Source organism: Streptomyces yongxingensis (genome assembly GCF_055597465.1).
The window spans coordinates 9873035-9885526 of the sequence record NZ_CM145717.1 but is presented as its reverse complement, the minus strand read 5'-3'; the positions used below and the strand labels follow the sequence as shown (position 1 = coordinate 9885526).

At 69.3% G+C, this 12492-nt stretch carries 5 protein-coding genes; 1 reads left to right on the top strand and 4 read right to left on the bottom strand.

Features of this window, described 5'->3' with window-relative positions:
- Positions 1 to 21 precede the first annotated feature (21 nt).
- Positions 22 to 720, top strand: a complete 699-nt coding sequence (locus ACZ6TD_RS42125; protein WP_471346702.1) for an alpha-ketoglutarate-dependent dioxygenase AlkB family protein — start codon at positions 22 to 24, stop codon at positions 718 to 720.
- Here the strand turns inward: ACZ6TD_RS42125 and ACZ6TD_RS42120 are convergent.
- The 4 genes from ACZ6TD_RS42120 to ACZ6TD_RS42105 form a co-directional block, all read right to left on the bottom strand.
- Positions 696 to 1898, bottom strand: coding sequence for a cytochrome P450 (locus tag ACZ6TD_RS42120; RefSeq protein ID WP_471346700.1), 1203 nt, complete (start codon positions 1896 to 1898; stop codon positions 696 to 698). The two genes, ACZ6TD_RS42125 and ACZ6TD_RS42120, sit on opposite strands and share 25 nt — an antisense overlap.
- A 63-nt stretch (positions 1899 to 1961) precedes the next feature.
- Positions 1962 to 3110, bottom strand: a complete 1149-nt coding sequence (locus ACZ6TD_RS42115; RefSeq protein ID WP_471358531.1) for an LLM class flavin-dependent oxidoreductase — start codon at positions 3108 to 3110, stop codon at positions 1962 to 1964.
- A gap of 208 nt (positions 3111 to 3318) precedes the next feature.
- Entirely contained in the window at positions 3319 to 4074 is a 756-nt protein-coding gene (locus ACZ6TD_RS42110) for an arylamine N-acetyltransferase family protein (RefSeq protein WP_471346698.1), read from the bottom strand.
- A gap of 65 nt (positions 4075 to 4139) precedes the next feature.
- Positions 4140 to 12362 (bottom strand): type I polyketide synthase, encoded by an 8223-nt coding sequence (locus ACZ6TD_RS42105; protein ID WP_471358528.1) that lies wholly within the window; start codon positions 12360 to 12362, stop codon positions 4140 to 4142.
- Positions 12363 to 12492 lie beyond the last annotated feature (130 nt).

Sequence of the window (12492 nt, the reverse complement as noted above, 5' to 3'; positions counted from 1 at the left end):
TCGTCCGCGGAGTATCCCCGTATGAACGCCCTGATCCCTCGTCCACGCCTCGAGGTGGCCCCCGGCGCCGTCCACGTGCCGGGCTGGCTCACCCTCGAGCAGCAGCGGGAGCTGGTCATCGCCTGCCGGGGCTGGGCCACCGGCCCGGTCCCGATCCGGCACACCGAGCTGCCGCGCGGGGGCGTCATGTCGGTGCGGACGGTGTGCATCGGCTGGCACTGGCAGCCCTATGCGTACACCCGCACCGCCGATGATGTGAACGGCGCGCGGGTGGCCGAATTCCCGTACTGGATGGTCGAGTTGGGCCGCCGCGCCCTGGCCGACGCGTACGACGACGAAACGGCCGGTGAGGGTTACACCCCCGACACCGCACTCATCAACTTCTACGACGCCCAGGCGAAACTCGGCATGCACCAGGACAAGGACGAGCGGTCATCCGCCCCGGTGGTCTCGCTCACCATCGGCGACAGCTGTGTCTTCCGCTTCGGCAACACCGAGACCCGCACCAAGCCGTACACCGACCTCGAACTCGCCTCCGGGGATCTGTTCGTCTTCGGCGGCCCCTCCCGTTACGCGTACCACGCCGTCCCCAAGATCCTGCCGGGAACCGGCGACCCGGCCACCGGACTGAAGTCCGGACGGCTGAACATCACGATGCGGGTCACCGGCCTGGCCGATCCGACGCCGTCCCGCGATCACCCCGCGCCCGCGGGCTGCTGAGCCTCGAACTCGACGGGGAGCGCGGTCAGCGAGCGGATGAACGGGTTCTTGCTGTGGCCGATCTCGGAGGCGGGAACGCCCAGCCGAAGGCCGGGGAAGCGCCGGACCAGGCTCTCCAGGGCGATCTGCCCCTCCACCCTGGCCAGGGGCGCACCGATGCAGTAGTGGATGCCGTGGCCGAACTGGAGATGCACGGCGGAATCCCTGGTCAGGTCCAGCCGCTCGCCGTCGGTGAAGTGTGCCGGGTCGGAGTGTGCGGCGTCCATGTCCAGGAGCACCTGCTCGCCGGCGCGAATGGGTACGGAGCCGATCTCCACGTCCTCGTTGGCGAAACGCACGACGAGGATGCCCGGCCCGGCGTGCCGGAGCAGCTCCTCCAGGCCGCGCCCGGCCAGTTCGGGGTCCTTGCGCAGCAGCTCCATCTGGTCCGGCTGGGACAGCAGCGAGAAGACCGCGTTGCTGATGAAGCTGCCGGTCAGCTCGTATCCGGCGATCAGCATCATCCGGGCGGTGGCGACCACCTCGCGGTGGCTGAGCCGGTCGTCCTCGTGTGCGGACATCAGATCGCTGATCAGGTCGTCCTCCGGGGCCTTCCGCCGGGCCTCGGCGAGGTCCTCCATGTACGTCCACAGCTTGGCGGCGGCGTCCTGGGAGCGGGCGGCGGTGTCCGGGTCCAGCGGGGGCATGAGCATCAGATCGGCCCACTGGTGGAATTCGGAGCGGTCGGCGATGGGCACGCCGAGGAGTTCACAGATCACCTGCATGGGCAGCGGAATGGCCAGCGCGGTGACGAGATCGGCCCGGCCGTCGACGGCGATCCGGTCCAGCAGTGTGTCGGTGATCTCCTGCACCCGCGGCCGCAGGCTCTCCACCCTGCGTGTTGTGAACGCCTTGGCGAGCAGCCTGCGCAGCCGGGTGTGCTGGGGCGGATTGGTGCCGGGCAGCGTGTCCTCGAACAGCCCGCTGACCGGCGTGGTCTGGCCCTGGGAGGCGGCGTAGGCGGCGGCCGGGCTCATGCCGGGGTGTCCGAGACAGTCCCGGACCTCTTCGTAGCGGGAGACGAGCCACGCCGTGGTGCCGTTCATCGTGATCTGCCGCGGCGGGCCGTGTTTGCGCAGCTCCTCCGCGACGGTCTGCGGGTCGAGGATGCGGAGTTCTTCTTCGGGGGTGTCAGCCATGGCGGTACCACGTTCTCCTTCTGCTTCGGTGATGCCGATGCGGCGTCAGCTCCGGCTCCGGTGTCAGCTCTGGCTCCGGGCCGGGATGATGTAGTCGGGGTCGGCCGTCCGTGGCGGCTCGCGCCGGGCCATGGCGGCGTCGATGGCGGGCCGGAGCCGGGCCGCCTTCAGCCGTTCGGCGGTCTCGTCGCGCTCCTTGAACTCGGGCATCACCTCGTTGGCGAAGAGCTCCAGCGACTCGCAGATGTGCTCGTGCCGGGTGTCACCGCCCTGGACGAGGAAGATCGCCTGGTCCAGTCCGGCCTCCTCGTGCAGCCGCAGGAAGTCGCGTATCTGGCGCGGAGTGCCCACCGCGCCCCGGGCCGGATTGCCCAGTGGCATACCGGGCTTGCCGAAGGAGGAGCGGCCCATGCCGTGCTTGTCGCGGTCGCGCTGGAACTCCTCCCACAGCCTGGTGCGGCCCGGTGCGGCGGTGCCGAAGCCCGCGTAGAAGCCGAGGCCGAAGTTGAAGAACTGGACGCCGTCGACGGCGCGTTCCACCGCCGTGGTCTCGTCCTGGTGGCAGAACATGGGAATGGTCGCGGCGATCCGCGCGTTGACCGCGAATCCCGCGGGCACGCAGTCCGCCGACTCGATGCCCGAGTAGTAGGCGTCGACCCACTTCTTGGTCTCCGCCGGTCCGAAGAAGGAGAAGTTCAACGCGCCGAGGCCCTTGGTGGCCGCGATGCGGATCGCGTCCCGGTTTCCGCAGGCCATCCACATCGGCGGATGGGGTTTCTGCCGCGGCTTGGGCAGCACATTGCGGACTGGAGCGGACACGTACTTGCCCTCGCACCCGGCGAAGGGCTCCTCGACGAACATACGGGCGACGGCGTCCACCGCCTCCGCCCACTGATCCCGTTTGACGGCACGCTCCACGCCGAAGCCGCCCAGCTCGGTGGGGGTGGTGGACTCCCCCGTACCGAAGTCCACACGCCCGTCGGAGAGCAGATCCAGCATGGCGATCCGCTCGGCCACCCGTGCCGTCGGATTAAACCCCGGAGGCATCAGAGCGACCGCGTGGCCGATGCGGATGCGGCTGGTGCGCTGGCTGACCGCGCCGAGGAACACCTCCGGCGCGGACATGTGCGAGTACTCCTCCAGGAAGTGGTGCTCAGGGCACCACACGTGGTCGAAGCCCAGCCGGTCGGCCAGCTCGATCTCTTCCAACATGTCGTGGAACAGGCGGTGTTCGGAGTCCTGGGTCCAGGGTCGGGGCAACTGGGCCCCGTACAGCAAGCCGAATTTCATGGCGCATCATCACTCTCGTCTGCTGGTCGTCGGCGGCGGGCTGGGTCGGGACCGCCGGCTGGGACGGGCCATGGGCCGGGGCGGGGCGGAGGGGCTACGGGGCGGGACGGGGATGGCGGCACCTGCTCGGTCAGTCGCGACCATCCCAGTACGTGTCGAGCACCTGGGCGCGCTGTTCCGGGTCGACGAGGAGAGTGACCTTCTCATGGCCGTCCTCCACGATCGTGAACATGTTGTTGGTGAGGAAGACCTGCCCCTTGTCGATGGCGCGCCTGCGCCGGCGCATCGCCGCCAGGATGGCCGGGCCGTTGCCCTCACCGACACCGGCCCAGGCGTCATAGGTCCTGGGCTCGGTGGTGAAGCGGTAGGTGGTGCGCCAGTCGTGGTCCAGGGTCTTGGCCTGCAGCACGAGATAGCCGTCCCGCCGGATCAGCCGGAACGCACAGCCGTACTGCCACTGCACCTCCTCGGACAGGCGCAGCGGCTCGGTGAAGCACAGACCGGCGTGTCCTACGTCGGCCAGCCACTCCTGCCCCTCGATACGGACGAGCATCAGCATGTGCTCGGGGTCGGGGGCGAAGGTGTCACCGGGCAGATAGGTGCCTCCGCTGATGACGTCCAGGTCATAGCCCAGGTCGCGGAGCAATCGGGCGAACAGGGTGTTCAGCTCCAGACACATGCCACCGTCGCCGGTCGGCACGATGGCCTCGAAAGCCTTGTCGATATCGATGTCGGCCATGTTCTCCGCGCTGAGGCGGTGCGTGTGGTTGGTGTCGTAGGGGACCGTCATCAGATGGCTGCGGTGCAACTGCCGCAGGTTCGGCAGGGTGGGGGCGGGCGGCTGGGAGAACCCCAGATGCGCCAGGTACGTGTCCGTGCTGAACATGTGCGATCCCTTTCTTGCCGCTTCGGTGGGTGCCGGCCCGGCTGAACCGGGTGTGCTGGGCGGAGTCAGTCCCGGGCGGCTCCAAGGGGATCGTCCGCATCGGCTTTCTCCAGCCCGTCCCGCAGTTGCCAGGCCAGCATCCGGAGGGTCGGGTGGTCGAAGACGAAGCTGGGAGGCAGCCGCAGCGCGGTGCGCTTGGCCAGGCGATCGCGTAGTTCCACCGCCATGAGTGAGTCCAGACCGATCTCGGTGAACAGCACATCCGGATCGAGGGTGGCGGCCGCCGAGTGCCCCAGGACCCGGGCGGCCTCCTGCTGGACCATGTCCAGCAGGATCCGCTCCCGCTCCTCGGGGGTGGCCCCGGCCAGTCGACCGGTCACCAGGCCCTGATCGGCCGTGGCCCGAGCGGCAGCGGCTCGGCGGGCCGTCGGGGCCAGCCGGTGCAGCAGCGGGTGGGCCGCCCCGGCGGCGGCCTGGGCGCGGAGCGCGCCGGGGTCCAGCTTGATGGGGAGGACCGTGGGTTCGGCCGTGCGCAGCGCGGTGTCGAACAGTTCCATGCCCTCGGCCGGGGACAAGGGGGCTACACCGCCGCGTGTCATACGGCGCTGGTCGGCATCGCCGAGGCGGCCGGTCATCCCCGTTCCGGCGGCCTGCTGCCACATGCCCCAGGCCAGGGACACGGCGGGCAGCCCCTGAGCCCGACGCTGATGGGCCAGCGCGTCGAGGTAGGCATTGGCGGCGGCGTAATTGCCCTGCCCCGCGTTGCCCAGGGTGCCGGCGGCGGAGGAGAACAGGACGAAGGCGGAGAGGCCCAGGTCCCGGGTCAGCTCATGCAGATGCAGCGCCCCATCGACCTTCGGCCGGAACACCGCGTCCATACGCTCCGGGGTCAACGCGGTCAGCACACCGTCATCCAGAACACCGGCCGTATGCACCACCGCCGACAACGGAGCATCCTCTGGGACGGCATCCAGCAGCCCGGCCACCCCGTCGCGGTCGGCCACATCACACGCGACGATCCGTATCCGCGCACCCGCCCCCACCAGCTCCGCCTCCAACTCGGCGGCGCCCACGGCCTCGGGCCCACTCCGACTGGCCAACACCAGACTCCGCACCCCATGCACGGCCACCAGATGCCGCGCCACCACCGCGCCCAACGCCCCCGTACCGCCGGTGACCAACACCGTCCCGCCGGAACCCAAACCACCCGGACTGACGTGGGGTGCATCCGCGACACGGGTGAGGTGCCGGGTGAAGAAGGTGGCATCACGCAAGGCCAGTTGGCGCTGGTCACCGGCGAGCAGCGCGGACAGCAACGCGGTGGGTACCGTCGCTTGGCCGACGTCGAGGAGGAGAATCCGCCCGGGGTTCTCCGCTTGTGCGGACCCCACCAGGCCCCATACGGCGGCCGCCGCTGGATCGACCGGATCGGCCTCCCGGACGGCGACGGCACCCCGCGTCACCACGACCAGTTGGCTGGACGCCAACGAGGGCTCGGCCAGCCACGCCTGAACGACCCGCAGCACCCGCCCGGTCAGCTCCCGCACATCGGCTGTACCGCCGCCGAGGTCCAGCAGCAGCACGTCCGGTAGCGAAGTCTCCGGCGTTGTGGCCAGGTGGTGTACATCCTCGACGTCGCCCACCGATACGGGTTCCACGGTCGTACCGTCGGGCCGAACCGGCAGTTCCTCCCATGCGACGCGGAACATCCGGTCCGCCGTCGCCGCCGTGCCGAAGTGCTCGGCGCTGACGGGACGGGACACCACAGAGCCCACCGAAGCCACGGGGGCGCCGGTCTCATCCGCCAGTTCCAGGGACATGGTGTTCGGGCCGGACGGTGTTACGCGTACCCGCAGCGCTGAGGCCCCGGAGGCATGCAGCGCCACCTCTCGGTAGGCGAACGGCAGCACGAGCTCGGCGTCGGCTTCGTCGCGATCGTGGAAGGCGACGGTGTGCATGGCGGCGTCGAGGAGTGCCGGGTGGAGCCCGAACCCCGTCGCCTGGACCCGATGTTCCTCCGGCAGAGCCACTTCCGCGTACACCGCACCGTCCAGCCGCCAGGCCGCCCGCACCCCCTGGAACACCGGCCCATACCGATACCCGACCTGTTCCAGACCGTCGTACAGGCCCTCCACCTCCGCCGGATCCACCGCTACGGCACTCGCCGGAGGCCACACCGACAACCCTGTGTCGGGAGCGGACATCTCATCTGCCGGGCACAACGTCCCCGTCGCGTGGCGTACCCACGCAGCGCCCAGACCGGCATCTTCCGCCCGCGAATACACCCGCACCGCGCGCCGACCCCCCTCCTCGGCCTCCGCCACACTCACCCGCACCTGCACCGCCCCACCCTCCGCCAAAACCAGCGGAGCCTCCATCACCAACTCCTCCACCCCACCGCACCCGACCTCATCACCGGCCCGGACCACCAACTCCACAAACGCCGCCCCCGGCAACAACACCGCACCCGCAGCCACATGATCAGCCAGCCACGGATGCGTACGCAGCGACAGCCGGGAGCTGAACAACACCTCTCCCGACCCCGGCACCTCCGTCACCGCACCCAACAACGGATGCTCCACCCCCGCCAGCCCGGCAGCCGCCACATCACCGGCTCCACTCCCGTCCCCCACCAACCAGTAGTGCTCCCGCTGGAACGCATACGTCGGCAGATCCGAGATATGGGCAGGGAGAGCCGTGGCACCGAAGAGGGCTCCGAAATCGAGGCGTACGCCTGCCACATGCAGGTGAGCGACGGCGGACATCAGCGCCCGGGGCTCGTCGCCCTCCCGCCGCAACGACGGCACCACCACGGACTCGTCGGCCGACTCCTCCGGCAGACAGTCCCCGACCATCGCGGACAGCACCGCATCCGGCGCCAACTCCAAGTAGGTGCTGACGCCATAGTCGGCAAGTGCCCGCACTCCATCCGCGAACCGCACCGCCGAACGCACGTGCTCCACCCAGTACGTCGGCGAACACACCGCCTCCGCATCCGCCAAACCCCCGGTCACGTTGGATACCAGGGGAATCATCGGGGCGGCGAAGGACACATCGGCGATCGCTTCCCGGAACTTCTCCAGCATCGGCTCCATACGTGCGGAGTGGAACGCGTGCGAGACCGCCAGACGCCTCGTCCGGCACCCCAGCTCCGACAACTCCTCCGCCACCCGCAGCACCGGCCCCTCATCACCGGAGAGCACCACCGCCGCAGGACCATTCACCGCAGCGATACCCACCCCGGAAACCAGCAGCGGACGCACCTGATCCTCACCCGCGCCCACCGCCACCATCGCGCCACCCCCCGGCAACGCCTCCATCAACCGACCCCGCGCCGCTACCAGTACGGCGGCGTCCTCCAACGACAACACACCCGCCACATGCGCCGCCGTCACCTCGCCCACCGAATGCCCACCTACGACATCCGGCACGACGCCCCAGGACTCCACCAGTCGGAACAACGCGGTCTCCAGCGCGAACAGCCCCGCCTGAGCGAACACCGTCCGCTCCAGCAGCTCACCGTCCCCGAAGGCCACCTCCCGCACCGAACCCGACACACCACCCGCGCTCAGCTCTTGGTCCAGCGCCTCGCACACCGCATCGAAGGCTTCCCGGAACACCGGGAACGTCTCGTACAATCCACGGCCCATCCCCACCCGCTGGCACCCTTGACCAGCGAACAACACCCCCAACCGACCACGTACCACCGAACCCGACACCACACCGACACCCGACTCACCCCGCGCCACCGCCACCAACCCCGCCAACGCCTCCTCACGATCCCCCGCCACCACCACCGCACGATCCGACAACCCCGCCCGCCCACAACCCAACGCAAAGCCGAGTTGACTCACGTCGAGCTGCGGCTCGTCCGCGAGGAAGGACCGCAGGCGTCGCGCCTGGGCCCGCAAGGCCGCGTCACCCCGCCCGGACACCACCAACGGCACGGGGACACCCTTCGGCCAGGACATCACCGGATCGGCCGGCTCGGTCGCCGCCGACGCCGCCTGTTCCAGGATGACGTGGGCGTTGGTGCCGCTGACCCCGAACGCGGACACCCCAGCCCGGCGCGGACGTCCCACCTCCGGCCACACGCGCTCCTCGGTCAGCAGCTCCACCGCACCCGCCGACCAATCCACCTGCGACGTCGGCTCCTCCACATGCAACGTTCGAGGCGCGATGCCATGCCGCAGTGCCATCACCATCTTGATGACCCCGGCCACACCCGCAGCCGCCTGCGCATGACCGATGTTCGACTTCAACGACCCCATCAACAATGGTCGATCACGGTCCTGACCGTACGTAGCCAGCACCGCCTGCGCCTCGATGGGGTCGCCCAGCGCCGTACCCGTGCCATGCGCCTCGACCACATCCACCTCGGCGGCCGACACACCCGCACTGGCCAGGGCCTGGCGAATGACACGCTGCTGCGACGGACCGTTCGGCGCCGTCAGACCATTCGACGCACCGTCCTGGTTCACCGCACTGCCCCGCACCACCGCCAGCACCCGATGGCCGTTCCGCTCCGCGTCCGACAGCCGCTCCAACGCGAGCACACCCACGCCCTCGGCCCACCCCGTACCGTCAGCCGAAGCGGCGAAGGACTTGCACCGGCCATCGACCGACATGCCGCGCTGCCGCGAGAAGGCGACGAAGATGCCGGGTGTGGGCATCACCGTGACGCCACCGGCCAGCGCTATCGAGCACTCTCCGGCTCGCAACGCCTGAGCCGCCAGATGCAACGCCACCAGGGACGAAGAGCACGCCGTGTCCACCGCGACCGAAGGCCCCTTGAGGCCAAGCGCATAGGACACCCGTCCCGACAGCACACTGGCCGAGGCGCCGAGGCCCAGCATGCCTTCGAGCTCGGCGGGTACCGGCTCCACGCCCGACCCGTAGTTGTGGTACGTCACACCGGAGAAGACACCCACGTCCTTGCCCCGCAGGGTGATCGGGTCGATCCCTGCCCGTTCCAGCGCTTCCCACGAGGTTTCCAGCATCAGACGCTGCTGCGGGTCCACGGCCAGCGCCTCACGTGGCGAGATCCCGAAGAAGGCCGCGTCGAACTCCCCGGCATCGTGCAGAAACCCGCCTTGGTGCGCATAGCTGGTACCGGGGTGGTCCGGGTCCGGATGGAACAGGTTCTCCAGGTCCCAGCCACGGTTCACCGGGAAGTCGCTGATCCCGTCCCGGCCGTGAAGCACCAGCTCCCATAGCTCTTCCGGCGTGGAGACTCCCCCCGGCAGTCGACACGCCATGCCCACGATCGCCACCGGCTCGGTCGACACGGCCCCAGGCGCCGATGTCGGTCCCGCTACCTCCTCCGGGGCCGGGGCCGCCGCCGTGTCCCCAATGAGCTCGTCACGCAGAAAGTCGGCGAGAATCAGGGGCGTGGGGTAGTCAAAGAGCAGGGTGGTGGGCAGAGTCCGGTCGGTGAGTGCGTTCAGACGGTTGCGCAACTGCACGGCGGTGGCCGAGTCGAACCCGATCTGGTTGAACACCATGTCCGGTTCAATGGCGTCCAGCGAGGGGTGACCCAAGACGCTTGCGGTCTCCTGGCGCACGGTCTCCAGCAGGATGCGTTCCTGCTCCTGCGCGGACTCCCCACGAAGGCGAGCGGTCAACGCGCCGGTCTCTTCGGGCAGTTCGACCATGCCTGGAAGCTGATCGTCTATGGATCCTGCTTCAGCGGGGGCGGCGTTCTTGAGCCAGTAGTGCTGGTGTTGGAAGGCGTATGTCGGGAGATCACACGCGATGTGTGCGGGGACGTTGCCGAGCAGAGCGGACCAGTCGACGGGGACACCGCGTACGTATGCCTCGGCCAGGGAGGTGAGCACACGACGCACACCGCCCTCGTCCCGGCGGAGGGTCCCGGCCACCACAACCGGCCCGGCATCCGCTTGCTCTGCCGCCGCCTCGATACTCATCGTCAGCACCGGATGCGCGCTCACCTCAACGAACGCCCGGAAGTCCTCCTCCAGCAGGCGCTCAATCGACGCGGCAAACCGGACGGTGCTCCGCAGGTTCCGGTACCAGTACCCGGCATCCAGCTCTGCCGTATCCAGCCACTCCCCCTCCACCGTGGAGAAGAACGGGATACGTGAGGACACCGGCCGGACCCGCGACAACGACCGAGCCAACTCCTCCTCGATCACCTCCACCTGCCGAGTGTGCGAGGCATAGTCCACATCGATCCGCCGCGCCCGCACCCCCGCACCCCCACACTCCTCCACCAGCTCCCGCAACGCCCCCGGCTCACCAGCCACCACCACCGACAACGGCCCATTGACCGCCGCCACCTCCACCCGACCCGACCACCCCTGAACCAGCCGCTCCGCCTCCTCCACACCCACGGCCAGCGACACCATCCCACCCAAGCCCGACAACCCAGCCGCGATCGCCCGACTACGCAACACCACCACCCGCGCCGCATCCTCCAACGACAACCCACCCGCCACACACGCCGCCGCGATCTCCCCCTGCGAATGACCCACCACCACCGACGGCACCACACCAGCCGCCAACCACACCCGCGCCAACGCCACCATCACCGCAAACGACACCGGCTGCACCACATCCACCCGCCCCAACGACACCCCACCCCCCACACCCCGCACCACATCCACCAACGACCACCCCGTCAACGGATCCAACACCCCCGCACACTCCCGAAGCCCCTCCGCAAACACCACACTCGACTCCAACAACTCCGCACCCATCCCCACCCACTGCGCCCCCTGACCAGGAAAAACAAAAACCACCCGGCCCCGAACATCCGCCCTACCTACCCCACCACCCTCCGCCACCGCCGCCAGCCCCGCCAACGCCTCCCCCCGATCCCCCGCCACCACCACCGCACGATCCGACAACCCCGCCCGACCACAAGCCAGCGCCACGGCCAGCTCCCCAACGCCCAACCCCGGACGAGCCTGCACGTACTCCAACAACCTCCGCGCCTGCCCCCGCAACCCCGCACCACCACGCCCCGACACCACCAACGGCACCACACCACCCGACGCCACCGGCACCGGCGCCACCTCGACCGCCACCTCCGGAGCCTGCTCCAAAATCACATGCGCATTCGTCCCACTCACACCAAACCCCGACACCCCCGCCCGACGCGGACGCCCCACCTCCGGCCACACCCGCTCCTCCGTCAACAACTCCACCGCACCCGCCGACCAATCCACCTGCCCCGTCGGCTCATCCACATGCAACGTCCTCGGCAACACCCCATGCCGCAACGCCAACACCATCTTGATCACACCAGCCACACCCGCAGCCGCCTGAGCATGACCAATATTCGACTTCAACGACCCCAACCACAACGGACGCCCCTCAGGCCGATCCTGGCCATAGGTGTCCAGAAGCGCCTGGGCCTCGATGGGGTCACCCAGCGCCGTGCCCGTCCCATGGGCCTCCACTACATCCACATCCGCCGCCACCAGCCCCGCACCCCCCAACGCCTGCCGGATCACCCGCTGCTGCGACGGACCGTTCGGCGCCGTCAGACCATTCGACGCACCATCCTGGTTCACCGCACTCCCCCGCACCACCGCCAACACCCGGTGACCGTTCCGCTCCGCATCCGACAACCGCTCGACCAGCAGCACGCCGGCGCCCTCGGAGAAGCCGGTGCCGTCCGCCGCGGCCGCGAAGGCCCTGCAACGGCCGTCCTTGGACATCCCGCGCTGCCGCGAGAAGCCGACGAAAATGCCAGGGTTGGCCATGACGGTCACACCTCCGGCCAGCGCCATCGAGCACTCGCCCAACCGCAGGGCCTGTACGGCCAGATGCAACGCCACCAGCGACGAGGAACACGCCGTGTCCACCGCGACCGACGGGCCCTCGAAGCCGAGCGCGTAAGACACCCGCCCCGACAGGACGCTCGCCGAGGTGCCCGTACCCATGACCGCCTCGAGTTCCTCAGGGACCCGCGCGCCGGAGCCGTAGCTGTGGTACGTCACCCCGGAGAAGACGCCGATGTCCTTGCCGCGCAGCGCGGTCGGGTCGATCCCGGCGCGTTCGAACGCCTCCCAGGAGGTCTCGAGCATGATGCGCTGTTGCGGATCCATCGCCAGTGCCTCACGTGGCGAGATGCCGAAGAAGCCCGCGTCGAACTCCCCCGCGTCGTGGAGAAAGCCACCCTCGCGGACATAGCTGGTGCCCGGGTGGTCCGGATCCGGGTCGAAGAGGTTCTCCAGATCCCAGCCACGGTCCTCCGGAAACCCGCCGATCGCGTCACCGCCGGACACCACCAGGTCCCACAGCTCCTCCGGCGTGGTCACCCCGCCCGGCAACCGGCACGCCATCCCCACGATCGCGATCGGCTCCGACAGGCCGCGGCGTATGTCGGCGTTCTCCCGCTCGAGCCGCTCGTTCTCCATGAGCGTGACACGCAGCGCTTCGACGACCTTC

Bases quoted from the DNA above. Each gene is read 5' to 3' on its own strand.
- ACZ6TD_RS42115 (WP_471358531.1), bottom strand. From the start codon at position 3,110: ATGTTGGAAGAGATCGAGCTGGCCGACCGGCTGGGCTTCGACCACGTG.
- ACZ6TD_RS42120 (WP_471346700.1), bottom strand. From the start codon at position 1,898: ATGGCTGACACCCCCGAAGAAGAACTCCGCATCCTCGACCCGCAGACC.
- ACZ6TD_RS42110 (WP_471346698.1), bottom strand. From the start codon at position 4,074: ATGTTCAGCACGGACACGTACCTGGCGCATCTGGGGTTCTCCCAGCCG.
- ACZ6TD_RS42125 (WP_471346702.1), top strand. From the start codon at position 22: ATGAACGCCCTGATCCCTCGTCCACGCCTCGAGGTGGCCCCCGGCGCC.